Here is a 22,804-nt window from a genome sequence, read left to right on the forward strand (position 1 = left end):
TTTTTACAGCGTAATCGTCTCGCCGATCTTCGGCAACGCCACTTTCACACCTGATCCGTCCAGCCCGGCCACGAACTTGTCGGCGGTCTGGTCGATCATCGGAAATGTGCCGAAGTGGGCGGGAATGACCGTCTCAAACTTGAAGAAACGCTGGCAGGCAAGCGCTGCCACCGCGCCGCCCATGGTGAAACGGTCGCCGATCGGCACGATGCCGATCTTCGGTTCATGCAGCTCGTTGATCAGTGCCATGTCGGAAAAAATGTCGGTGTCGCCCATGTGGTAGAGCGTCTTGTCCTCGGGGAAGTGCAGGACTAGCCCGCCCGGATTGCCGAGATAGGTGTTCTGGCCGCCCTCGCCCGGAAAGGACGACGAATGCAGAGCCTGAACGAAAGTGGTGGTGAAGCCGCCGCAATCGACGGTACCGCCGATATTGCCGGGGTTGATCTGCTTGTCACTGACGCCTTTGCCGACCAGGTACATGCAAATCTCGAAATTGGCGACCAGCATCGCACTGCTTTTCTTGAGCACTTCTACGGCGCCGCTGATGTGGTCGCTGTGACCGTGGGTAAGCAACACGTGCGTGACCCCTTCGGCCGGCCCTTGCCACCCGCCTGTCCATGACGGATTGCCGACCAGATAGGGGTCGATCAGGATTTTCGCGCCTTCGATTTCGATGCGGAATGCCGAATGTCCGTACCAGGTCAGTTTCATCAATGCTTTCCTCGATTTTTGCCTCGGTAGAGGATAGAACGCCGACGGCGAAATTAAAGTGCCACGGCACGCTTTGCGCGTATAGGAAGCGCCGCGTCGTGGGCAAAGGAAAAGCCGTTGAGCATCATCACCATCGAGGAGCTGCCGGCACGCCTCGACGGCGGCAAGACCCTGGCCGGGCTCGATCTCGGCGACAAGACGATCGGCGTGGCGGTTTCCGACCGCGGCTTGTCCTTCGCGCATCCTCGCCCTGTCATCATGCGCAGGAAATTCTCGCTCGATGCCGCAGTGCTGCTCGCTCTGCTGCAGAACGAAAATGCCGGCGCCGTGGTGATCGGCCTCCCCATCAACATGGACGGCTCTGAAGGCCCCCGCGCCCAGAAGTCCCGCGCTTTCGTCCGCAACATGGCTGGATTGACCGATCTGCCCTTCGTCTTTTGGGACGAACGACTGTCGACGGTAGCGGCCGAGCGGACACTGATCGAGATGGATTTTTCCCGCAAGAAACGTGCCGGCAAGATCGATTCGGCTGCGGCGGCCTTTATCCTGCAGGGCGTTCTCGACCGGCTTCAGGCGCTCGGCGTCGATGCCTGGTCGAAATAGCGGTTGCGCATTGCCTTGATCCAGCCGCCAATCGCCTTGCGGCGGCGAAATGCCCAGAACGCCATCAGCAGCAGCCCGTCGAAGACGCAAGCTTTTGCCACCATGCCAGGAATGAGCGCCGGATCGACGCCGAGCATCTGCCCATAGAGTTGGAAGACCAGGTCATGCAATTGACGGCTCAGCATGACGTAGCCGAAATTGATGTCGTTGAGCGACAGAAAGAACCAGCCCCAGAACAGGAGGAGCGGAGCCGCCCACAGTGCGAACAAGGTGCGCATCAGCGGTCATCCCTCGAATCCAGCCGGCCGGAAATGCGGGCAAGCGAGGAATTGTGCGCCGCTGCCTTGGCCATGACATGCGCGGCCGCACGGATTTCGCCGGTGCCCGGAGCCGCCGCGGCAACAGCTGACCGCCGCTCGGCGAGCATCGCGACGTAGGACGCCAGAAGGGCCGCTAATTGCACCGCGACAACCATGAACAGCCCATTGATGCCTTGCGCAGCGCCGCCGATGACGATCAGCGACAGCACGCCCGAGGCGGAGATGAAGGCGATCCGCACGACGCTGTCGGCGGGGTCCGGGTTGGTCGCGTCGCTCGTCAGTGCTTCAACAAAGGCCCAGCAGAACAGCACCGCGACGACAAGTAGCGCTACGGCGAGCGGCGCCACGACGACGGCGTTTTCGAGATCGGAAAACCGAGTGTCCTGGACGGGAACGCCGAGCACGCCAAGTGCCGTCGCGACGCCACGATTCCCATCGATGCAGATGAACGCCAGCAGGGCGAAAACTGCCGCCCAATGCAATGCCAGAAAAGAGCTCAAAATATGCCGCATGACGCTCCTGCTCCGCAGGGCAAAGGCCGGTCAAGCCGAACAGTCCTTACCTTAACCATAACACTGGGCTTTGCCACCGGCCGCCGCAATGGAAACCATTCGTTAAGGTTAACGATCATCCACAGGGCGCGCAAAAGCGGCAGCGAAAAACCCGTCTTCGACCTTGGTTGATCAGTTGATCGGCGGATAGAGCGTATCGATGATCATCCGCGCGTCATGGCGCGAATCGAGCATGCCATAGGTGTTGCGCCACTGGCCGGCGAGGCGCGTCTCCACGAAGGCGTCGGCGATCCGCCCTGCCCCCAGGCGGCGCAATTCCGCCGCCGCCGCCGACAGCGCCAATTGCTCCGTCAACAGCCGGGCCGAGCCCTCGTCCGTTGCCGCGACCTGCATTGCCGCCTTGAGCACGCCGACGGTGCCGCGTCCGCCTGCGCCGAGATCGCGGTCGATGCCGGCCAGCACATCATCGAACAGGCCGGGCGCGCGGCCGAGCACGCGCAGCACGTCGAGCGCCATGACGTTGCCTGAACCTTCCCAGATCGCGTTGACCGGAGCTTCGCGATAGTAGCGGGCGAGTGGCCCCTCCTCGACATAGCCATTGCCGCCGAGGCACTCCATCGCTTCGTAGAGCAGCGGCGGCGCGATCTTGCAGACCCAGTATTTGACGACGGGCGTCATGGCGCGAGCGAAGGCCGCCTCGCCACGGTCGCCTGCTGCCTCGTCGAAGGAGCGCGCCAGCCGGAACGACAGCGCGGTAGCGGCGGCAACATCGAGCGCCATGTCGGCCAGCACACGCTGCATCAGCGGCTGCTCGATCAGATTGGTTCCAAACACCTGGCGGTGACGCGTGTGGTGGACGGCCTCGGCCAGTCCGGCCCGCATGATCGCCGACGAGGCGACGGCACAATCGAGCCGCGTCAGCGTCACCATGTCCATGATCGTCTTCACGCCGGCGCCGGGCTCTCCGACCATCTCGCCGATGGCATTGACGAATTCTACCTCGGAGGACGCATTGGAGCGGTTGCCGAGCTTGTCCTTCAGACGCTGAAAGCGGAAGCCGTTGCCGGATCCGTCGCCAAGCAAGCGGGGAACGAGAAAGCACGACAATCCCTCCGGCGCCTGTCCGAGCACGAGGAAGGCATCCGACATCGGCGCCGACATGAACCATTTGTGGCCGGTCAGGCGATAAAAACCGCTGCCGGCGCGCTCCGCCCTGGTGATGTTGGCACGGACATCGGTGCCGCCCTGCTTCTCGGTCATGCCCATGCCGAGCGTCAGCCCGGCCTTTTCGACCGGCGGCTTTTGGCTTTGATCGTATTTGCGCGTCGTCACCCGGGGCGCCCATTCGCGAAACAGCTTTGGGCTGGCCATCAGCGCTGCCAGCGAAGCGCTGGTCATGGTGATTGGGCAGAGGTGCCCAGTCTCAAGCTCGGCCGTGAGGTAAAAGCGCGCCGCGCGCACCTGGTGGCGGCGGCCGATCTCGGCGTCACCGTTTTCCCAGACCGACGAATGCAGCCCGTTGGCAACCGAGCGACGCATCAGCGCGTGATAGGCTGGGTGGAACTCGACTTGGTCGATGCGCCGACCCTGGCGGTCATGGGTCCTGAGCTTCGGCGTCTCGACATTGGCAAGACGGGCCAACTCCTGCGCCTCATGCGTCAGAACGAAACGGCCAAGCCCATCGACGTCCTTGCGCACCGGATCGGAAAAGCGCTCGGCAAGCTGGATCAGCAACGGATCGCCCCGCCAGGCGTTGCCGCCGGCCAGCGGCGGCGGCTGGTTGGTCACGTCGTCGGTCACGCTTCGTCCTTATCACCTGAAGTCTGCGAATCCAAAGCCAAGGCGGTTTATAGCCTATGGCCGGCGGCGCGCGACGAAAATACCGGGGAGAACCGATCCAATCCAAAGCCGGTGCTTGCAGCCGCGGAGCCTCCCCCCTATAGCAGCGACTTGAGATGACCGACGCATCGTCCCTGCCACTTTATCCCCACCGCCATCTTCTAGGCATCCGCGATCTTTCCCCCGCCGACATCGAGCTTCTGCTCGACCGGGCGGACCGGGCCGTTGCCATCTCGCGGCAATCGGACAAGAAGACATCGACGCTGCGCGGCCGCACTCAGATCAATCTCTTCTACGAAGCCTCGACCCGCACGCAATCGTCGTTCGAGCTGGCCGGCAAACGGCTCGGCGCCGACGTCATGAACATGTCCGTGGCGAGCTCTTCGGTGAAGAAGGGCGAGACGCTGATCGATACGGCGATGACGCTGAACGCCATGCGCCCCGACATATTGATTATCCGCCACCAATCGGCGGGCGCGGCAGCACTTCTTGCCCAAAAGGTCGGCTGCTCGGTGATCAATGCCGGCGACGGCGCCCATGAGCACCCGACGCAGGCGCTGCTCGACGCGCTGACCATCCGCCGCGCCAAGGGTCCGCTGTCGAAGCTGATCGTGGCGATCTGCGGCGACATCCTGCATTCGCGCGTGGCGCGCTCCAATATCATTCTGCTCAATGCGCTTGGTGCCCAGGTACGGGTCGTAGCCCCTTCGACGCTTTTGCCCGCCGGCATCGAGAAGATGGGCGTCATCGTTACCCGCTCGATGGCCGAGGGCCTGAAGGACGCCGATGTGGTGATGATGCTGCGCCTGCAGCGCGAACGCATGGAGGGCGCTTTCGTACCTTCGGTGCGCGAATATTTCCGCTATTTCGGCCTCGACGCCGAGAAGCTGAAAGCGGCCAAGGACGGTGCGCTGGTCATGCATCCCGGCCCGATGAACCGCGGCGTCGAGATCGCCTCCGAGATCGCCGACGGCCCGCAAAGCGTCATCCAGGAACAGGTAGAGATGGGCGTCGCGGTGCGCATGGCGGTGATGGAAGCCCTGCTCGACTCCCGTCGAAACCATGAGGGCCGTGGCGCATGAGCACTACGGTATTCAACCGAGCCCGCATCGTCGATCCCTCGCGCGGCATCGATGAGGTCGGCGCCGTCATCATTGAGGGCCGCAAAATCGTTGCGGCCGGCAAGGCGGCCTTGAACCAGGGCGCGCCCGAGGGCGCCGCGATCATTGACTGCACCGGCAAGGTCATCATCCCCGGACTGATCGACGCCCGCGTCTTCATCGGCGAACCGGGCGGCGAACACCGCGAGACCATCGCTTCGGCGAGCATTGCTGCGGCGGCCGGCGGCGTCACCTCAATCGTCATGATGCCCGATACCGACCCGGTGATCGACAATGTGGCACTGGTCGAGTTTGTGCTGCGCACCGCCAAGGACACTGCCATCGTCAACATCTTTCCGGCGGCAGCGATCACCAAGGGGCTGGAAGGCCGCGAGATGACCGAGTTCGGCTTGCTGCGCGAGGCCGGCGCGGTCGCTTTCACCGACGGCCGGCATTCGATCGCCAGCGCGCTGGTGATGCGCCGCGCGCTGACCTATGCGCGCGATTTCGGCGGCGTCATCGCGCATGAAACCCAGGATTCCGATCTCGCCTCGGCCGGCGTGATGAACGAGGGCCTTTACGCAAGCTGGCTTGGCCTTGCCGGCATTCCGCGCGAGGCCGAATCGATCCCCCTGGAGCGCGATCTCGCGCTGGCGCGGCTGACCGGCGGCGCCTATCACGCTGCCAAGATCTCGACGGCTATGGCGACAAACGCGGTAGCGCGCGCAAAAGCCGATGGCGCCAACGTCTCCGCCGGCGTGTCGATCCACAATCTGTCGCTCAACGAGAACGACGTCGGCGAGTACCGCACCTTCTTCCGGTTGACGCCGCCGCTGCGCGCCGAGGAAGACCGGCTGGCGATGATCGAGGCGGTCAAGGACGGTACCATCGACATCATCGTCTCCTCGCATGACCCGCAGGACGTCGACACCAAGCGCCTGCCCTTCGCCGATGCTGCGGCCGGCGCCATCGGGCTGGAAACTTTGTTGGGCGCGGCATTGCGGCTCTATCACAATGGCGACGTGACGCTGCTCAGGTTGGTCGAGACGCTGTCGACCGCGCCGGCAAGATTGTTCGGCCTGCCCGGCGGCACGCTGAAACCGGGAGCATTGGCCGACCTTGCGCTCGTCGCTCTGGACGAGCCATGGATCGTCAGCGAGAGCGGCATCCGCTCGCGCTCGAAAAACACCTGTTTCGAAGGCGCGCGGCTACAGGGCAAGGTCTTGCAAACCATGGTGGCGGGCCGCACAGTGTTTTCGGCCTAGGACGGAACAGGGATCGCGCCTTGAAATCCACTCAGCCAAGGAAAGTTCGGGGGGAACAATGACTTACAGTCCCGTCTTGGCATTGGTGTTCGGCTATCTGCTCGGCTCGATCCCCTTCGGGCTGCTGATCACCCGTGCCGCAGGCCTCGGCGACGTGCGCAACATCGGCTCCGGCAACATCGGCGCCACCAATGTGCTGCGCACCGGCAACAAGGGCCTCGCCGCGGCCACCCTGCTGCTCGATGCGCTGAAGGGCACCGCGGCCGTGCTGATCGCCGGCCGCTTTGCACCTGAGCTCGGACTCTGGGCTGGTTTCGGCGCGTTTCTGGGCCATCTTTTTCCGGTCTGGCTCGGCTTCAAGGGCGGCAAGGGTGTCGCCACCTATCTCGGCGTGCTGATCGGCCTTGCCTGGCAGGTGGCGCTGATCTTCGCCGTCGTCTGGCTCGCAGTGGCTTTCCTGTTCCGCTACTCCTCGCTCGCGGCGCTGACGACAGCGGTCGTCGTGCCAATCGCCCTCTATTTCCTCAGCACACCGCAGATTGCTGGGCTTTTCGCAGTGATGAGCCTGATCGTCATCCTGAAACATCGGGCCAACATTGCGCGGCTGCTTGCCGGCACCGAGGGCAAGATCGGGGCCAAGGAATGAGCGAGCCCGCCGCCGGTCCGCGCCTCAGCGACCGGCAGCGGCTGAGCTGGCTTCGCCTGATCCGCACGCCCAATGTCGGCCCAGCTTCCTTTCGCGACCTGATCAACCGGTTTGGTTCGGCCGAAGCAGCACTTGCGATGCTGCCCGAGCTGATGATTTCGGGCGGCGCCAAAAAAATCGTCCGCATTCCGTCCATTGCCGAGGCCGAGGCGGAGCTGGAGACAGCCAGGCGGGCCGGTGCCCGCTTCGTCGGCATCGGCGAGGCGGATTATCCGCCGCTGATGAAAAGCATGGATCATCCGCCGCCGCTGCTCGCGGTCAGGGGCAATAGTGCGGTTTTCCGCTTGCCAGCGGTCGCCATCGTTGGCGCTCGCAACGCCTCGCTGGCCGGCATCAAGATGGCGCGAATGCTGGCGGCGGACCTCGGCCGCGACGGCTATGGCATTGTCTCCGGCCTGGCGCGCGGCATCGATACGGCCGCGCACCAGGGCAGCCTTTCGACCGGCACAATCGGCGTGCTCGCCGGCGGCCTCGATTTGCCCTATCCGCCCGAAAATGCCGGCCTATGCGACGAGATTGCCGAGCGCGGCGGCGCCATCATCTCCGAAATGCCGTTTGGCTGGCAGCCGCGCGCGCAGGATTTCCCGCGCCGCAACCGGCTTGTCGCGGGTGCTGCATTGGGGTTGGTGGTGGTCGAGGCCGCACAGCGCTCCGGCTCGCTGATCAGCGCCCGCCTGGCCGGCGAGATGGGCCGGCTGGTCTTCGCCGTTCCCGGTTCGCCGCTCGATCCGCGCGCCGCCGGCGCCAATGGCCTGCTCAAGGACGGCGCCACTCTTGTCACCGAGGCCGCCGATATCACCGGCGCGATCGCGCCGCTGGTCGGCGCGTGGGCGCCAAGGACATCGCCGCTTGAAGAGCCGCCCGACTTTTCGGCAACTCCGCCGCCGCGCGAGGGCGACCGCGACCGCGTCGTCGAGGCGCTTGGCCCGACGCCGGTAGCAGTCGACGAGATCATCCGCCATACCGGCCTGCATCCCGCCCAAGTGTTCATGGTGCTGCTGGAGCTCGACCTCGCCGGACGGCTCGAGCGCCATGCTGGCGGCAATGTCTCGCTGATTTGACCGAGAGCTTGCGCATGTCCCGGCACGCAATTCCGACGTGATTCCATGGCCGATCTAGGTGAGAAGCCAAGGCAGACGCTGTTCACTCGTACGACGGCCCTCGTTTGGGCAGCGTTGAGCGCCGTGCTGGCGCTGAAATGGTCGACGGATCTCGGCATGCTGGGTTTTCCCGACGGCTACATAACGCCCTTCGCAAGAGCGACCAGCACGCTTCTGGGCATTCTGACGGCAGCCTGCATGGCCCAGGGTCTCTACTTTTTCTTGGCCGGCGTGTTCGGCAGGAAGGTAAGCGCTGTCCGTCTCGGTGTACAAATCCTTGCCGCAGCGGTTCTTACCCGTGGCGCCAGTGCTTGTTGTGAAGGATTGTCCGCGTTCTCAGCTGTGCAGCAGGGCCTATGAGGCACTCACAGGCACGATGATGGACGATGGCGCCAGCGGCTAATACGACCGGGCCGCGATCACCTCCCCGCCTGCAAGAAGGTGCTGAATCTTATCGGATTTTGGTGAGCGCGATGGGATTCGAACCCATGACCTACTGATTAAAAGTCAGTTGCTCTACCGGCTGAGCTACGCGCTCCCGCGGGCTCAGAAAGGCCGCCCTCGAAATTGCGCGGAACATAGGGAGAGTGCCTCTGCCGGTCAACCGGAAAAAGACGACTCGCGAACCGGGCTTTCCCGCAGTGTCGTCATGCCTTGCGGAGCGCCTCGGCGTCGACGGAACGGCCTCCCTCCCGCGCAAGGCCGAAGCTCACCTTCTATGGGGGTAAAGGCAAGCAGCAAATCGGGAGAACCTTTGCGGATCAGCAACTTGGGATTTTTAGCGGAACAATTTGCGCAGCCTGCCCGTTTCCCGCGATAAGGGACACGCGTTTCAAGGAGAAGACTATGAACAGGATCATGTCGGGCCTGCTGGCGACCACTCTTTCGATCTCATTCGCTGCCGCGGAGATCGTGCCAGTCAACGCTCAGCCCAGCTATGCGCCCCCGGCCCAGGGGCTCACCTCGAATGTCCAGACTGTCCAGTACGAGCCGTGGCGGAGGCACCGGAATTTCAACCGCGACTTCTCGCGTCGCGATTTCTCCCGGCGCAGTTTTGCCCGTAACGACGACATGTATTGGCGTGGCCATCGCGGTTATCGCGAATATCGTCGCGGCTATCGCCGTCACGGCGATTACTGGTTCCCGCTGGCGGCCTTCGCTACAGGCGCGCTGATTACGGGCGCCATCATCAACAATCAGAATCGCGTGTATCGCGGCGATGCCCACGTGCAGTGGTGCTATGACCGTTATCGGAGCTATCGTGCCTCTGACAACACGTACCAGCCCAATTACGGTCCGCGCCGGCAATGCCGGTCGCCTTACTGAGTCGTAGATTAGAAGCTGCAAGCCCGCGCCCGAAACGGCGCGGGTTTGTGTTGGGCGACGAAATTTCGAGGTCTCCGCCACTGTGATCGCGTCTCGAATGGCCGGCAGGCAGACCTCAGGGTCAGTTTGCCCAATTGATGCTCTTGATGATCAGATAGAGGCCTCCTCCTTCGCCACGAGGAGAACGGTAGGTCCTTGGGCGTTGCAAATTCGAGCCATTACGGCGGTCAGTTCCCAACCGAGCACGGTCAGGTCATTATCCGTCACAAAAACCTGAGTTAGTTCGTCAACGCCGTTCTTCTCCCCGAAGGATCGGACCAACTGGGCGTCGGTGATCAGGTCGCTAGGCAGGTTTGAATTTCCCCAGGCCCAAAGCCAATTGCCACCCTTGCCACTTGTTGAGCCTGCAACCTGGATCTCGGCGACGACCTTGACGACACCTTGATCTGAGAAAAGAAGCTTTCCGGTCTTGAGGTCGTAATCATAACGAGGCCAACTGCCGACGCCGAAATCATCTTGCAAGCGTCTATTCTTGGCGTTCAGTTGCTCGATAGCCTCTTGGCGCCAGGCAGGATACCAATCTGGGTGTTTCATGGACCCTCACCCTGCCTGACCCGCTCTCCGAGCCGACCCACGCATCCGAGCAGCCACCGCCCAGCCTCATTAAACAAGGTTGGGAATTCGGTGGCTACGTGCTTATTGCATGCTTAGCGTCCTGCGCACAGCATCGCGCCAACCCGCCAGCTTGGCGGAACGTGTCGAAGCATCCATCTCCGGCTTGAACCGGCGCTCGAGCGCCCAAGTCCTGGCGAATTCCGCGGCCTTCGGCCAGACCCCCGCTTTCGAGCCGGCCAGCCATGCCGCACCAAGCGCAGTCGTCTCGAGAATTGTCGGCCGGTCGACCGGCGCATCGAGAATGTCGGCCAGCCGCTGCATGGTCCAGTTCGACGCCACCATGCCGCCATCGACCCTGAGCACGGTCTTGGCCGAGGCGCCCTTCCAGTCCTTGCGCATGGCGTCAAGCAGGTCGCGCGTTTGGAACGCAACGGATTCCAGTGCCGCGCGGGCAAATTCCGCCGGCCCCGAATTGCGGGTCAGCCCGAAGATGGCGCCGCGCGCCCCGGCATCCCAGTGCGGCGCGCCGAGCCCGACGAAAGCCGGCACCAGATAGACGTTCTGCGTCGGATCGGCTTCCGCTGCCAATTTGCCGCTCTGCTCAGCCTTGCCGATCACCTTGATGCCGTCGCGCAGCCATTGCACGGCGGCGCCCGCGATAAAGATCGAGCCTTCCAGCGCGTAGGTGGTCTTGCCGTTCAGCCTGTAGGCGATAGTGGTCAAAAGCCGGTTCTTCGAACGAACCAGATCGCTGCCGGTGTTGAGCAGCGCAAAGCAACCGGTGCCGTAGGTCGACTTCATCATGCCTGGCTCGAAACAGGCCTGGCCGATCGCCGCCGCATGCTGGTCGCCGGCCACACCGAGGATTCTGATCTCCGCGCCAAACAGGCTTTTGTCCGTGATTCCAAAATCATCGGCACAATCCTTCACCTGCGGCAGCATTTTCGCCGGTATGCCGAGGATGGTAAGCAGTTCGTCGTCCCAGGCGTTTTGTTCGATGTTGTAGACCAGTGTGCGCGAGGCATTGGTGGCGTCCGTGGCGTGGACCTTGCCGCCAGTCAGGCGCCAGATCAAAAAACTGTCGATGGTGCCGGCCAGCAGTTCGCCCTTCTCGGCGCGTTTTCTGGCACCCTTTACCTTGTCCAGCATCCAGGCGATCTTGGTACCGGAGAAATACGGATCGAGCAGCAGGCCGGTCTTTTTCGCGAACTTCTTCTCCAGCCCTTGCTTCTTCAATTTCTGGCACAGCGGCGCGGTGCGGCGGTCCTGCCAGACAATCGCGTTGTGGATCGGCTTGCCAGTCGCCCTGTCCCAGATGACGACGGTTTCGCGCTGGTTGGTGATGCCGATCGCGCCGACGTCCGCTGCATCGCAGCCGGCTGTCTTCAGCGCAGCCTCTACCGTTTCCACGACACTCGACCAGATCTCCTCGGGATCGTGCTCGACCCAACCGGAGGCGGGATAATGTTGAGTGAATTCCTTCTGTCCGCTGCCGACGACCTTCATCTTGTCATCGAACAGAATCGCCCGGCTCGATGTCGTCCCCTGGTCGATTGCTAGGATGTACCCGGTCATTCTCTCTCCCCGTCGGCGCAAATTCAAAGTGCTACGGCTTCACCACGCGTGACGTGTCGCGGTCGTTCACGCAAACAGGGGAGACGGCAACATGCCGCCTCCCCTGAGTGTTGCGATGCGGGCGCTGACGCCCACATCAAACAGTCCTATTGCTGCCAGCTCTTAACCAGCTCGTCATAGTTGATGGTGACCGGCTTTTCCTTCTCGTTCTCGATCTTGAGCTGAGGAGCGAGATTGCCCTTCTTGACCGCGTCGGCGTTCCAGTAGGCGAGGTCATGCTCTTCGGCCATCTTCGGGCCGATATCGCCCTGGACGCCCGACTTCTCGATGCGGCTCATCACCTTCTCCTGCTCGCCGCAGAGCGAGTCCATCGCTTCCTGTGCACTCTTGGCGCCCGACGAAGCATCGCCGATCGCCTGCCACCAGAGCTGCGCCAGCTTCGGATAGTCCGGCACGTTGGTGCCGGTCGGCGACCACTGGACGCGCGCCGGCGAGCGGTAGAACTCAATCAAGCCGCCGAGCTTCGGCGCACGCTCGGTGAAGCTTTTGTCGTGGATCGTGCTCTCGCGGATGAAGGTCAGGCCGACATGGCTCTTCTTCACGTCGACCGTCTTCGAGGTGACGAACTGCGCGTAGAGCCAGGCGGCCTTGGCGCGGTCGGTCGGCGTCGACTTCATCAGCGTCCAGGAACCGACGTCCTGATAGCCGAGCTTCATTCCGTCCTTCCAGTAGACGCCATGCGGCGACGGCGCCATGCGCCACTTCGGCGTGCCGTCGTCGTTCAGCACTGCCTTGGCGCTGGCGTCGACCATGCTGGCGGTGAACGCGGTATACCAGAAGATCTGCTGGGCAACCGCGCCCTGCGCCGGCACCGGCCCTGATTCGGAGAAGGTCATGCCCTGGGCTTCCGCCGGTGCATAGGCCTTCAGCCAATCGAGGTACTTCTGGATGGCATAGACGGAAGCCGGACCATTGGTGTCGCCGCCGCGCGCCGTGCAGGAACCAACCGGACGCGAATTCTCGTCGACCTTGATGCCCCATTCGTCGACGGGCAGGCCGTTCGGAATGCCCTTGTCGCCATTGCCGGCCATCGACAGCCAGGCGTCGGTGAACCGCCAGCCGAGCGACGGGTCCTTCTTGCCATAGTCCATGTGGCCATAGACCTTCTTGCCGTCGATCTCGCGGCCGGTGAAGAACTCGGCAATGTCCTCATAGGCCGACCAGTTGACCGGCACGCCGAGGTCGTAGCCGTATTTGGCCTTGAAGTCGGCCTTGTTCTTCTCGTCGTTGAACCAATCGTAACGGAACCAATAGAGGTTCGCGAACTGCTGGTCGGGAAGCTGATAGAGCTTCTTGTCGGGCGCGGTCGTGAACGACGTGCCGATAAAGTCCTTCAGGTCGAGGTTCGGGTTGGTGACATCCTTGCCGTCGCCCGCCATCCAGTCGGTCAGGTTGCGCACCTGCTGGTAGCGCCAGTGCGTACCGATCAGATCGGAATCGTTGACCCAGCCGTCATAGAGGTTCTGGCCGGTCTGCATCTGGGTCTGGATCTTCTCGACGACGTCGCCTTCCTGGATGACGTCATGCGTGATCTTGATGCCGGTGATGGCTGTAAAGGCCGGCGCCAGTACCTGCGATTCATATTGATGCGTGGCGATGGTTTCGGAAACCACCTTGATGTCCATGCCGGCGAAAGGTTTCGCGGCATCGATGAACCATTGCATCTCGGCTTCCTGGTCGGCGCGCGAAAGCGTCGAAAGGGGCCCGATTTCCTTGTCGAGGAAGGCCTTTGCCTCGTCCATTCCGGCATAGGCATTGCCTGCCCCAAGCAACAGGACAAGCGCAGTCGTTGATGTCAAGAATTGCCGTCGCATGTATTTCCTCCACTGTTAAAGTTTAAAGTACGATCTGAAGCGGTCGCCGGCACGCGGCCGCTCCAACTATTCCCCCTCTATACGTAGCGGAACACGCCGATGGCGTAGACCACGGAGAGAGCGAGAGCCCACCACAGATTGGGTCCGACGAGACCCAGCCAAGCGAGATGGATAAAGGCGCTGCCAAGCAGCGACAGGAACAGGCGGTCGCCGCGCGTCGTTTCGAAGCGCAGCACGCCGACGCGCGGATTGCCGCCCGGCGAGACGTATTCCCACGCCGCCATGCCGCAAAGCAGCAGAAAGATGGTCCCAAAGAAGGCCGCCGTCGGCCACGTCCAGGCCATCCAGGAAAAGTCGAGGTTGGACGAGAGGTTAAATCCCCATAAGCGGATATTGGCCGGATCGCTGAAGCCTACCGTCATTGCCACGAAATCGATTTGAAGTGCCATCCAGGCCACGACGACCAAGGCGAGAAACAGCACGGCCCATAACCATGGGTTCCTGTCGACCTGCTCCATTATACCCTCCCCAGGGCAAAGCCCTTGGCGATGTAGTTGCGCACAAACCAGATGACGAGCGCGCCTGGGATCAGCGTCAGCACGCCGGCTGCGGCGAGCAGTCCCCAATCCATACCGGCGGCCGAAACGGTGCGGGTCATGGTCGCGGCGATCGGCTTGGCATCGGTCGTCGTCAGCGTACGGGCGATTAAGAGTTCCACCCACGAGAACATGAAGCAGAAGAAGCACGCCACGCCGATGCCGCTCGCAATCAGCGGCATGAAGATCTTTATGAAAAAGCGCGGGAACGAATAGCCGTCGATATAGGCGGTCTCGTCGATCTCCTTCGGCACGCCCGACATGAAGCCTTCGAGGATCCACACCGCCAGCGGCACGTTGAACAGGCAATGCGCCAGAGCCACGGCGATATGGGTGTCGATCAGGCCGAAGGCCGAATAAAGCTGGAAGAACGGCAGCGCGAACACCGCCGGCGGCGCCATGCGGTTGGTCAGCAGCCAGAAGAACAGATGCTTGTCGCCGAGGAAGCGATAGCGCGAAAAGGCATAGGCAGCAGGCAGTGCCGCAGCGACCGAAATCACCATGTTCATAACCACATAGGTGATCGAGTTGATGTAGCCCGAATACCAGGACGCGTCGGTGAAGATGGTGCGGTAATTCGCCAATGTTGGTGCGTGCGGGTAGAGCGTCAGCGACGAGACGATCTCGCCATTGGTCTTGAAGCTCATATTGATGAGCCAGTAGATCGGCAAAAGCAGAACGATGATGTAGAGCGTCGGCACGATCCACCACCAGCGCGACTCCTCGCCGCGGCGGCGCATCAGCCGTGCGATCTCGTCCTGCCGCAGCGTGCTGGCGAGCCCTTCCGAAGCTGTCGTCTCGCTCACTCTGTCGGCCCTCTCGTCGGCGCGGCTCATCTCAGCGCTCCGCGTCGTAATTGGTCATCACGGTGTAGAATACCCATGACAACAACAGGACGATGAGGAAGTAGACCAGCGACATCGCCGCCGCCGGGCCGAGATCGAACTGACCAAGCGCCGTCTTGACGAGGTCGATGGACAGGAACGTCGTCGAGTTGCCGGGTCCGCCGCCGGTCACCACGAACGGCTCGGTGTAGATCATGAAGCTATCCATGAAGCGCAACAGCACTGCGATCAGCAGCACCCGGTTCATCTTTGGCAGTTGGATATAGCGGAACACCGCCCAGCGCGAGGCGCCGTCGATCTTGGCCGCCTGATAGAAGGCATCCGGGATCGAGACCAGGCCGGCATAGCAGAGCAGCACGACAAGGCTGGTCCAATGCCAGACGTCCATAATGATGACGGTGACCCAGGCGTCGTAGGGATCCTGCACATAGTTGTAGTCTATGCCGATCGCATTGACGTAATAGCCGAACAGGCCGATATCGTTGCGCCCGAACACCTGCCAGATAGTGCCAACGACGTTCCAGGGGATCAGCAGCGGCAACGCCATCAGCACCAGGCAGACCGGCACCCCCCAGCCCTTCTTCGGCATGTTGAGCGCGATGAAGATGCCGAGCGGCACTTCGATTGCCAGGATGATGAAGGAGAAGATCAGGTTGCGCACCATTGCTTGCCAGAAGCGGCTGGAGGAAAGCAATTCCTCGAACCACTCCGTGCCGGCCCAGAAGAAGACGTTGTTGCCGAAAGTGTCCTGCACCGAATAATTGACGACAGTCATCAGCGGGATGACCGCCGAGAACGCCACCAGCAGCAGCACCGGCAGCACGAGGAACCAGGCTCTGTTGTTCCAGGTCTTTTCCACTTCAGGCTCCCATCTCGACGCGCCAGGAATCGGCATAGATGTTGATGCCGGCCGGATCGAACCGCACCTTCGGATCGGCCGGAACTGTCTCGTCCTCGCCGATGACGGCGGCGATCTCGCGCCCTTCGAGATTGGCACGGACCACCTTGTGGCGGCCGACGTCCTCGACCTTGCTGATTCGGACGGCCATGCCCTGGCTGCCTAGGCGCACATATTCGGGACGGATGCCGAGCTCGATGGCGCCGCCGCTCGCCTTGGGCACGCCCGGCAGTTCGATCTGCTGCGAGCCCAGCCGCGCCATCTTGCCGTCGATCGCCACCGGCATGACGTTCATGCCGGGCGAGCCGATGAAATAGCCGACAAAGGTATGGCGCGGACGCTCGAACAGCTCCGCCGGCGTGCCGATCTGCACGATTTCGCCGTCATACATGACGACCACCCGGTCGGCGAAGGTGAGAGCCTCGGTCTGGTCGTGCGTCACATAGACCATGGTGTAGCCGAAGCGGCGGTGTAGCTGCTTCAATTGCGAGCGCAGCACCCATTTCATATGCGGGTCGATGACGGTCAAAGGCTCGTCGAACAGGATGGCGTTGACGTCAGAGCGCACCAGCCCGCGCCCGAGCGAGATCTTCTGCTTCTGGTCGGCTGTCAGTCCGCGCGCCTTCTTCTTCGCCCATGAGGCGAGATCGATCATCTCCAGCGTCTCGCGCACCTTGCGGCCGACGTCGGCCTCCGGCACGCCGCGATTGCGCAGCGGGAATGCCAGATTGTCATAGACCGTCATCGTGTCGTAGATCACCGGGAACTGGAACACCTGGGCGATGTTGCGCTCTTGGGTCGACAAATTGGTCACGTTCCTGCCGTTGAACAGCAGCTGGCCATGCGATGGATGCAGCAACCCCGAAATGATGTTGAGCAGCGTGGTCTTGCCGCAGCCGGATGGGCCGAGCAGCGCATAGGCGCCGCCGTCCTCAAAAGTGTGGTGCACTTCCTTCAGCGCGAAATCGGCATCCGTGCGCGGGTTCTGCAGATAGGAGTGGCGGATATGGTTGACGTCGATGCGCGCCATCGCTTCCTCCTAAGCCGCCAGCTTCGGCGCGGCCACGGCACGGCCGTGCTCGTCGAAGACCATGATGTGGCGCGGATCGATGAACACCTCGACCTCCTCGTCCGGCTCGAAGTCGCGAATGCCATGGGTCAGCATGACCCAGCGGGCATCGGCGAAATCGAGATGGATGAAGCTTTCCGATCCCGTGATCTCGGTGATCGTCACCTTTGCGCGCACCGGCACGGCGGCGGCGTTGGGCCGATCGAGGGAAAGATGATGCGGCTGGAAGCCGATCGTATAGATCGCATCGGCAATGCCGAAGAGCTCGGCCGGCACCGGTAATTTTACCCCGCCCTCGAGCAGAAAATCCAGGCCCTTCTTGGCAAGTACGATGGTGTTGAGCGGCGGATCGGCGAAGGTTCTCGCCGTCACCAGATCGACCGGCTTGCGGAACACTTCGATGGTCGGCCCGAACTGCGTGATACGGCCTTCTGAAAGCGTTGCCGTGTTGCCGCCGAGCAGCAGGGCTTCGTGCGGCTCGGTCGTGGCATAGACGAAGATGGTGCCGGCCGCCGCGAAGATCTTCGGCAGTTCCGCACGCATCTCCTCGCGCAGCTTGTAGTCGAGATTGGCGAGCGGCTCGTCGAGCAGTACGAGGCTGGCATTCTTGACGATGGCGCGCGCCAGTGCGGTGCGCTGCTGCTGGCCGCCGGACAGGCTGAGCGGCGTGCGGTCGAGATAGGGCGTCAGTTTGAGAAGGGCGGCGGCATTGCGCACCTCCTTGTCAATCTTTGCCTGCTCCGTGCCGGCCACCCGCAGCGGCGAGGCGATGTTTTCGTAGACGGTCATCGCCGGATAGTTGATGAATTGCTGGTAGACCATGGCGACGTTGCGCTTTTGCACCGGCATGCCGGTGACATCTTTGCCATCGAACCAGACCGAGCCGGAGGTCGGCACGTCGAGGCCCGCCATCAGTCGCATCAGGCTGGTCTTGCCGGAGAGCGTCGGCCCGAGCAGCACGTTGAGCGAGCCGTGCTGAAGCGTCAGCGAGAGGTCGCGGATATGTTCCGCCGCACCCACCGTCTTCGTCACGTTTCTCAGTTCCAGCATGATGCCTCCTCCCAGGCTTTCTGCATCAGTCGGCCGTCCCTATTCGGCAGCAGCGACGTGCTGCCGGCTTATTCCGCGCATGAACTCGTCGAGCACTGCCGCCTGCTCACGGCTGAGACGCAGGCCGCGCTTGGTCCTGCGCCACAATACATCCTCGGCAGTCACCGCCCATTCGTTTTCGACGAGGTAGCGCACCTCGGCCTCGTAGAGATCGGCGCCGAAGTTGCGGCCAAGATCCGCGTTCGACTTGGTGAGGCCCAGCAGCTTCCTTGCGCGGGTGCCGTAGAGGCGGGTCAGCCGACGGGCCAGCCGCGCATCGAGGAACGGGTATGCCGTTTTCAGTTTCGCCACCTCGGCATCGAAGCCGGTGACGGGAAAGTCCCCACCGGGCAGCGGCGCGTTTGCCGTCCATGGCTTGCCGCGCTTGCCGAGAAAACCCTCGATCTTCTCGAGCATCGATTCCGACAATCGGCGGTAGGTGGTGATCTTGCCGCCAAAGGCGTTGACGATCGGGGCGGCGCCCTCACCTCCGTCGGCCTTCAGCACATAGTCACGGGTGGCTTCCTGTGCTTTTGAGGCGCCATCGTCGTAGAGCGGGCGCACCGCGGAATAGGTCCAGACGATATCTGACGGTTTGACCGGCTGCGCGAAATATTCGCTTGCCGCAGCGCAGAGATAGTCGATCTCTGCGTCACTGATCCTGACGTCGTGCGGATCGCCGGGATAGTCCCGGTCGGTGGTGCCGATGAGCGTGAACTCGTCCTCGTAAGGGATGGCGAAAATGATGCGGCCGTCCTGGTTCTGGAAGAAATAGGCGCGCGGGTCGTCGAACTTCTTGCCGACGACGATATGGCTGCCTTGCACGAGGCGGACATTGTGCACGTCGTTCAGGCCGACGGTGGCCGACAGCACCTGGTCGACCCACGGGCCGGCGGCATTGACCAGCAGCCGCGCCTTGACCTCTTCGGTATCGCCGGTCCGCACGTTTTCAAGCCTGACCGTCCAGAGATTGCCTTCACGTCGTGCGCTAACGACCCTTGTACGAGTTCGAATGGTTGCGCCGCGCTCAGTGGCGTCACGGGCGTTCAACACAACCAGCCGGGCATCGTTGACCCAACCGTCCGAATATTCGAACGCTTTTCGAAACAGCGGCTTCAGCGGCTTGCCGGCCGGATCCTTGGCCATGTCCAGCGTTTTCGTCGGCGGCAGCAATTTGCGCCCCCCAATATGGTCGTAGAGGAAAAGCCCGAGCCTGATCAGCCAAGCCGGACGCAGCCCCTTGGCGTATGGCAGCACGAAGCGCATCGGCCAGATGATATGCGGCGCGTTCCTCCACAGGATCTCGCGTTCCATCAGCGCTTCGCGCACCAGGCGGAATTCGTAGAATTCGAGATAACGCAAGCCGCCATGGATCAGTTTGGTCGAACCGGAAGAGGTCCCGCTGGCCAAGTCGTTCATCTCGGCAAGGAAGACCGAAAAGCCACGCCCAACGGCGTCGCGAGCGATCCCGCAGCCATTGATACCGCCACCGATGACGAAAATGTCATGGATCGGTGATGCGCTCAAAAGGGTCCTCCTCCGATTTCGCATTGCAACATTTTTTGGGTTTTACGAAACCGTAGCGGAATTATTTCGAAATGATAACGAATGTCAAACGAAATATGATTGGCGACAGATGCCGCAACGGCACCTCTAGGACAGCGACGTTTCAATCAGCTGAACCTCTGCCTCCTGGCAGATCTTGCGCACCGACGGGATGTCGCAACGATCGGTAATGAAGGTGTTGACCTGCGACAGATGGCCGATGCGGACGGGCGCGGTGCGCTCGAATTTGGTCTGGTCCGACACCAGGATCACATGCCGGGCGTTGGCGATGATCGCCTGAGCCACCTTCACCTCGCGAAAATCGAAGTCGAGCAGTGCGCCGTCATGGTCGATGGCCGAGGCGCCGATCACCGCAAAATCGACCTTGAACTGCCTGATGAAATCGACCGCTGCCTCGCCGACAACCCCGCCGTCGGAACCGCGCACGACGCCACCGGCGATCACCACCTCGATCGAAGGATATACACGCATCCTGTTGGCAACATTGATGTTATTGGTGATGACCATCAGACCGCTGTGGTCGAGCAGCGACTTGCTGACCGCCTCCGTCGTGGTCCCGATATTGATGAACAGGGACGCGTTGTCGGGGATCAGCCTGGCGGCCGCACGGCCGATCGCCTCCTTCTCCTCGGCGGCGATCTTGCGCCGCGCTTCATATTCCATGTTCTCGATGCCGGACGGGAACAATGCCCCGCCATGAATACGGGACAAAAGCCGCTGGTCGCACAGATCGTTGAGATCCTTGCGGATCGTCTGCGGCGTCACGTTGAAATGCGTCGCCAGCTCCTCGACCAGTACGCGGCCATGATCCTTGGCCATCTGGATAATTTCGGAATGACGCGGCGACAGATACATCTAGCAACCTCGCGTTTTCGTTTTTCTTGTCTATAACTGAAAACGAAAGCTATGAACAGGCATGAGCTGGCTAATGAAAATCAGGTGACTACAAAGAAGAGCTCCGGCGCAATCTCGATGAGGCCGGTCAACCCAGGCCACGCGCAATCTCAGTGATGACCTCGAACGCAGTGTCGACATCCGCCGCAGTCGTTTCGAACTGCCCGACCTGAAAGCGAATCGCCACCTGCCCGTCCACCCGAGTCTGCGTCAGGTAGATGCGACCGTCATCGTTGATCGCGTTGACCAGCCGCAGATTGTGTTCGTCCGCATCCCCGCCTTCGGCCACCACGTGCCGGAACGAAAACAGCGCCAGCATCGGTTCCGTGACAATCTCGAAATCCGGTTCCCGGGCCAGCCGCGTGGCGAGACCTTCGCTCCAGGCGACATGGTTGCGGATCATGGTCCGCAGATTTTCCAAGCCATGCGCACGCAGCAGGAACCAAAGTTTCAGCGCACGAAACCTCCGGCCGAGCGGCACCGACCATTCGGAGTAGTTGATGACCCCGTCGCGGCCATGTGTTTTCAGGAATTCGGGCTTGATCGCCAGCGTGCGCACGAGGTCTTCCGGCTGGCGGATGAATTGCATCGAGCAGTCGAACTGTGCGCCCAGCCATTTATGCGGATTGAAGACGATCGAATCCGCATGTTCGGCGCCGGCCCAGAAATGCCGGAACTCGGGGCAGATCATCGCGGAGCCGGCCCACGCGGCATCGACATGCAGATAGAGCCCGTGCCGCTTCGCCACCGCGGCAACAGCCGCGACGTCGTCGGTGCCGCCGGTGCTGGTGCCGCCGACACAAGCGATAATGCCGGCCGGCAGCATGCCCGCTTCCCGGTCGGCGACGATCCCCGCTTCCAGAGCCGCCGGCTGCATGGCGCGAAGGCGTCCGGCGACCGGAATGCGCACGAGGTTCGCCTCGCCGATGCCTGACACCCAGATCGCCCGATCGATGGAAGTATGGACTTGGTCGGAAGAATAGACCCGCACTACCGGCTGGCCTTGCAGGCCGCTCTTGTTGCCTTGCCAGTCGAGCGCGCGCTCGCGCATGGTCAGCACGGCGGCAAGCGTTGCCGATGAGGCCGAATCCTGCATGACGCCGGAAAATCCCTCCGGCAGACCAAGCGCCTGCCGCGCCCAGTCGATGACGCGCGTCTCGAGCTCGGTTGCTGCCGGCGAGGTCTGCCAGAGCATGCATTGCGCAGCCATCGCGGAAACCAGATACTCGGCCACGACGGAGACCGGTGCCGCATTGGCCGGAAAATAGGCGAAGAAACGCGGATGCTGCCAGTGCGTCATGCCCGGCAGGATCTTTTGCTCGAAATCGGCGAAGATTGCCTGCATCGTTTCGCCGTCTTCCGGCGGCGCGACATCGATGCTTCTGAAGATTTCGCCCGGCTCGATAAGCGGCCGCACTGGTCTTTCGCGAAGGCTGTTTCTGTAGTCGGCGCCCCATTCAGCCGCTCGCAGCGACCATTCGCGGAATTCGTTGCTATTCATCTTCGCCTCCGTAGCGCCTCATCGAGCCGCGATCAAAGAGCACGAAAAACGAAGGTTTTTCATTCGGGAAAATCAGGCAGGCTGGCAAAGGCGGTCTTCAGCGCGTTCGACCAGCTGTCCGAGATCGTGCGATAATATTGATCGTCCTGGGTTATTCGCTTTTTGAGGCCGACCTTGAAGGTGTCCTTTTCATAGAACAGCAGGTCGAGCGGCAGGCCGACCGACAGGTTCGACTTCAGCGTCGAGTCGAACGACACCAGCAGCAGCTTCACTGTCTCGGCGAAACTCATCGTCTTTTCGTAAGCCCGGATGATGATAGGCTTGCCGTATTTGGTCTCACCGATCTGGAAGAACGGCGTATCGTCGGTCGATTCGATGAAATTGCCTTCCGGATAGATCATGAACAGACGCGGCGCGCTGCCCTTGATCTGGCCACCAAGGATGAAGGATGCATTGAAATAGGAATCCGCCTTTTCGCCTGCCGGCGACGAACTGGCGATGACCTCCTTGACGGTGTCTCCGACCAACCGGACTGTCTGGTACATGGAGGGGGTTTCGAGCAGCGTGGCGTGGCGCTCCGCCACTGCCTTGGTGCGTTCATCGAGGAGGCTGACCACGGCCTGGGTCGTCGCCAGATTGCCGGCCGACATCAAAACGATGACGCGCTCGCCCGGCTCCTCCCAGACATGCATCTTCCTGAAGGTCGAGATCGAATCCATGCCGGCATTGGTGCGCGTGTCCGACATGAACACGAGCCCGCGATCGATCTTCAGGCCGACGCAATAGGTCATCGAATCTCT

23 protein-coding genes and 1 tRNA gene are annotated in these 22,804 nt (G+C 62.1%); 7 read left to right on the top strand and 17 right to left on the bottom strand.

Going from position 1 to position 22,804, the window contains the following annotated elements:
• Positions 1 to 3: 3 nt before the first annotated feature.
• A complete protein-coding gene (locus NKI85_RS20560) occupies positions 4 to 711 on the bottom strand; it encodes a metal-dependent hydrolase (RefSeq protein WP_352523529.1) in 708 nt (235 codons plus the stop codon).
• 117 nt (positions 712 to 828) lie between these two features.
• Between NKI85_RS20560 and ruvX the strand changes: the two genes are divergently transcribed.
• Positions 829 to 1,314, top strand: a complete 486-nt coding sequence (ruvX, locus tag NKI85_RS20565) for a Holliday junction resolvase RuvX (RefSeq protein ID WP_352523527.1) — start codon at positions 829 to 831, stop codon at positions 1,312 to 1,314.
• Here the strand turns inward: ruvX and NKI85_RS20570 are convergent.
• From NKI85_RS20570 to NKI85_RS20580, 3 genes are all read right to left on the bottom strand, one after another.
• Entirely contained in the window at positions 1,281 to 1,592 is a 312-nt protein-coding gene (locus tag NKI85_RS20570) for a DUF6105 family protein (RefSeq protein WP_352523525.1), read from the bottom strand. The genes ruvX and NKI85_RS20570 overlap by 34 nt on opposite strands.
• Positions 1,592 to 2,146, bottom strand: a complete 555-nt coding sequence (locus NKI85_RS20575; protein ID WP_352523523.1) for a hypothetical protein — start codon at positions 2,144 to 2,146, stop codon at positions 1,592 to 1,594. The genes NKI85_RS20570 and NKI85_RS20575 overlap by 1 nt, the downstream gene beginning before the upstream one ends.
• A 171-nt stretch (positions 2,147 to 2,317) precedes the next feature.
• Entirely contained in the window at positions 2,318 to 3,946 is a 1,629-nt protein-coding gene (locus NKI85_RS20580; protein ID WP_352523521.1) for a DNA alkylation response protein, read from the bottom strand.
• 155 nt (positions 3,947 to 4,101) lie between these two features.
• Here NKI85_RS20580 and NKI85_RS20585 point away from each other — a divergent pair, with 155 nt between their 5' ends.
• From NKI85_RS20585 to NKI85_RS20605, 5 genes are read left to right on the top strand one after another with little or no spacing between them, the layout of a single operon-like run.
• Positions 4,102 to 5,067, top strand: coding sequence for an aspartate carbamoyltransferase catalytic subunit (locus NKI85_RS20585; protein ID WP_352523520.1), 966 nt, complete (start codon positions 4,102 to 4,104; stop codon positions 5,065 to 5,067).
• Positions 5,064 to 6,350 (top strand): dihydroorotase, encoded by a 1,287-nt coding sequence (locus tag NKI85_RS20590; protein ID WP_352523518.1) that lies wholly within the window; start codon positions 5,064 to 5,066, stop codon positions 6,348 to 6,350. Before NKI85_RS20585 ends, NKI85_RS20590 begins: the two co-directional genes overlap by 4 nt.
• Before the next feature lie 58 nt (positions 6,351 to 6,408).
• Positions 6,409 to 6,996, top strand: a complete 588-nt coding sequence (gene plsY / locus NKI85_RS20595; RefSeq protein WP_352523516.1) for a glycerol-3-phosphate 1-O-acyltransferase PlsY — start codon at positions 6,409 to 6,411, stop codon at positions 6,994 to 6,996.
• A complete protein-coding gene (gene dprA, locus NKI85_RS20600; RefSeq protein ID WP_352523515.1) occupies positions 6,993 to 8,117 on the top strand; it encodes a DNA-processing protein DprA in 1,125 nt (374 codons plus the stop codon). Before plsY ends, dprA begins: the two co-directional genes overlap by 4 nt.
• Before the next feature lie 45 nt (positions 8,118 to 8,162).
• Complete coding sequence (locus tag NKI85_RS20605) at positions 8,163 to 8,516, top strand: hypothetical protein (RefSeq protein WP_352523514.1); 354 nt, start codon at positions 8,163 to 8,165, stop codon at positions 8,514 to 8,516.
• A gap of 102 nt (positions 8,517 to 8,618) precedes the next feature.
• Here the strand turns inward: NKI85_RS20605 and NKI85_RS20610 are convergent.
• Positions 8,619 to 8,694: transfer RNA gene (locus tag NKI85_RS20610), tRNA-Lys, on the bottom strand.
• 308 nt (positions 8,695 to 9,002) lie between these two features.
• Between NKI85_RS20610 and NKI85_RS20615 the strand changes: the two genes are divergently transcribed.
• Positions 9,003 to 9,482: a BA14K family protein gene (locus tag NKI85_RS20615; RefSeq protein WP_352523512.1), complete on the top strand. Its 480-nt coding sequence runs from the start codon at positions 9,003 to 9,005 to the stop codon at positions 9,480 to 9,482.
• A 150-nt stretch (positions 9,483 to 9,632) separates the two neighbouring features.
• On the opposite strand, the gene NKI85_RS20620 is transcribed toward NKI85_RS20615, so the two are convergent.
• The 12 genes from NKI85_RS20620 to NKI85_RS20675 form a co-directional block, all read right to left on the bottom strand.
• Positions 9,633 to 10,076, bottom strand: a complete 444-nt coding sequence (locus tag NKI85_RS20620) for a DUF6882 domain-containing protein (protein ID WP_352523510.1) — start codon at positions 10,074 to 10,076, stop codon at positions 9,633 to 9,635.
• A 102-nt stretch (positions 10,077 to 10,178) separates the two neighbouring features.
• A complete protein-coding gene (glpK, locus tag NKI85_RS20625) occupies positions 10,179 to 11,672 on the bottom strand; it encodes a glycerol kinase GlpK (protein ID WP_352523508.1) in 1,494 nt (497 codons plus the stop codon).
• Between the two features lie 146 nt (positions 11,673 to 11,818).
• Positions 11,819 to 13,546 carry an ABC transporter substrate-binding protein gene (locus NKI85_RS20630; protein ID WP_352523507.1) on the bottom strand — a complete coding sequence of 576 codons (1,728 nt, stop codon included), beginning with the start codon at positions 13,544 to 13,546 and terminating at the stop codon, positions 11,819 to 11,821.
• A gap of 77 nt (positions 13,547 to 13,623) precedes the next feature.
• Positions 13,624 to 13,890 (bottom strand): DUF2160 domain-containing protein, encoded by a 267-nt coding sequence (locus NKI85_RS20635; protein ID WP_352777781.1) that lies wholly within the window; start codon positions 13,888 to 13,890, stop codon positions 13,624 to 13,626.
• A 173-nt stretch (positions 13,891 to 14,063) separates the two neighbouring features.
• A complete protein-coding gene (locus NKI85_RS20640; protein WP_352523506.1) occupies positions 14,064 to 14,978 on the bottom strand; it encodes a carbohydrate ABC transporter permease in 915 nt (304 codons plus the stop codon).
• A gap of 1 nt (position 14,979) precedes the next feature.
• Complete coding sequence (locus NKI85_RS20645; RefSeq protein WP_352523504.1) at positions 14,980 to 15,846, bottom strand: carbohydrate ABC transporter permease; 867 nt, start codon at positions 15,844 to 15,846, stop codon at positions 14,980 to 14,982.
• A 1-nt stretch (position 15,847) separates the two neighbouring features.
• Positions 15,848 to 16,915, bottom strand: coding sequence for an ABC transporter ATP-binding protein (locus tag NKI85_RS20650; RefSeq protein WP_352523502.1), 1,068 nt, complete (start codon positions 16,913 to 16,915; stop codon positions 15,848 to 15,850).
• Between the two features lie 9 nt (positions 16,916 to 16,924).
• The gene (locus NKI85_RS20655) at positions 16,925 to 18,004 is read right to left on the bottom strand and encodes an ABC transporter ATP-binding protein (protein WP_352523501.1); all 1,080 of its coding nucleotides are present in this window, start codon (positions 18,002 to 18,004) and stop codon (positions 16,925 to 16,927) included.
• Between the two features lie 39 nt (positions 18,005 to 18,043).
• Positions 18,044 to 19,570 (bottom strand): glycerol-3-phosphate dehydrogenase, encoded by a 1,527-nt coding sequence (gene glpD / locus NKI85_RS20660; protein WP_352523500.1) that lies wholly within the window; start codon positions 19,568 to 19,570, stop codon positions 18,044 to 18,046.
• A 126-nt stretch (positions 19,571 to 19,696) separates the two neighbouring features.
• Positions 19,697 to 20,464: a DeoR/GlpR family DNA-binding transcription regulator gene (locus NKI85_RS20665; RefSeq protein ID WP_254817352.1), complete on the bottom strand. Its 768-nt coding sequence runs from the start codon at positions 20,462 to 20,464 to the stop codon at positions 19,697 to 19,699.
• 127 nt (positions 20,465 to 20,591) lie between these two features.
• A complete protein-coding gene (locus NKI85_RS20670; protein ID WP_352777694.1) occupies positions 20,592 to 22,004 on the bottom strand; it encodes a pyridoxal phosphate-dependent decarboxylase family protein in 1,413 nt (470 codons plus the stop codon).
• A gap of 59 nt (positions 22,005 to 22,063) precedes the next feature.
• Positions 22,064 to 22,795, bottom strand: a complete 732-nt coding sequence (locus NKI85_RS20675; RefSeq protein WP_352523498.1) for a proteasome-type protease — start codon at positions 22,793 to 22,795, stop codon at positions 22,064 to 22,066.
• Between the last annotated feature and the right edge of the window lie 9 nt (positions 22,796 to 22,804).

It is taken from the genome of Mesorhizobium sp. M0571 (genome assembly GCF_040320985.1).
Lineage (GTDB): Bacteria > Pseudomonadota > Alphaproteobacteria > Rhizobiales > Rhizobiaceae > Mesorhizobium.

Coding starts and splice junctions, on each gene's coding strand:
- NKI85_RS20655 (WP_352523501.1), bottom strand. CDS start 18,004: ATGCTGGAACTGAGAAACGTGACGAAGACGGTGGGTGCGGCGGAACAT.
- NKI85_RS20560 (WP_352523529.1), bottom strand. CDS start 711: ATGAAACTGACCTGGTACGGACATTCGGCATTCCGCATCGAAATCGAA.
- plsY (WP_352523516.1), top strand. CDS start 6,409: ATGACTTACAGTCCCGTCTTGGCATTGGTGTTCGGCTATCTGCTCGGC.
- NKI85_RS20635 (WP_352777781.1), bottom strand. CDS start 13,890: ATGGCCTGGACGTGGCCGACGGCGGCCTTCTTTGGGACCATCTTTCTG.
- NKI85_RS20640 (WP_352523506.1), bottom strand. CDS start 14,978: ATGAGCCGCGCCGACGAGAGGGCCGACAGAGTGAGCGAGACGACAGCT.
- NKI85_RS20590 (WP_352523518.1), top strand. CDS start 5,064: ATGAGCACTACGGTATTCAACCGAGCCCGCATCGTCGATCCCTCGCGC.
- NKI85_RS20585 (WP_352523520.1), top strand. CDS start 4,102: ATGACCGACGCATCGTCCCTGCCACTTTATCCCCACCGCCATCTTCTA.
- NKI85_RS20615 (WP_352523512.1), top strand. CDS start 9,003: ATGAACAGGATCATGTCGGGCCTGCTGGCGACCACTCTTTCGATCTCA.
- NKI85_RS20630 (WP_352523507.1), bottom strand. CDS start 13,546: ATGCGACGGCAATTCTTGACATCAACGACTGCGCTTGTCCTGTTGCTT.
- dprA (WP_352523515.1), top strand. CDS start 6,993: ATGAGCGAGCCCGCCGCCGGTCCGCGCCTCAGCGACCGGCAGCGGCTG.
- NKI85_RS20570 (WP_352523525.1), bottom strand. CDS start 1,592: ATGCGCACCTTGTTCGCACTGTGGGCGGCTCCGCTCCTCCTGTTCTGG.
- glpK (WP_352523508.1), bottom strand. CDS start 11,672: ATGACCGGGTACATCCTAGCAATCGACCAGGGGACGACATCGAGCCGG.
- NKI85_RS20665 (WP_254817352.1), bottom strand. CDS start 20,464: ATGTATCTGTCGCCGCGTCATTCCGAAATTATCCAGATGGCCAAGGAT.
- NKI85_RS20670 (WP_352777694.1), bottom strand. CDS start 22,004: ATGAATAGCAACGAATTCCGCGAATGGTCGCTGCGAGCGGCTGAATGG.
- NKI85_RS20605 (WP_352523514.1), top strand. CDS start 8,163: ATGGCCGATCTAGGTGAGAAGCCAAGGCAGACGCTGTTCACTCGTACG.
- NKI85_RS20650 (WP_352523502.1), bottom strand. CDS start 16,915: ATGGCGCGCATCGACGTCAACCATATCCGCCACTCCTATCTGCAGAAC.
- NKI85_RS20620 (WP_352523510.1), bottom strand. CDS start 10,076: ATGAAACACCCAGATTGGTATCCTGCCTGGCGCCAAGAGGCTATCGAG.
- NKI85_RS20575 (WP_352523523.1), bottom strand. CDS start 2,146: ATGCGGCATATTTTGAGCTCTTTTCTGGCATTGCATTGGGCGGCAGTT.
- NKI85_RS20675 (WP_352523498.1), bottom strand. CDS start 22,795: ATGACCTATTGCGTCGGCCTGAAGATCGATCGCGGGCTCGTGTTCATG.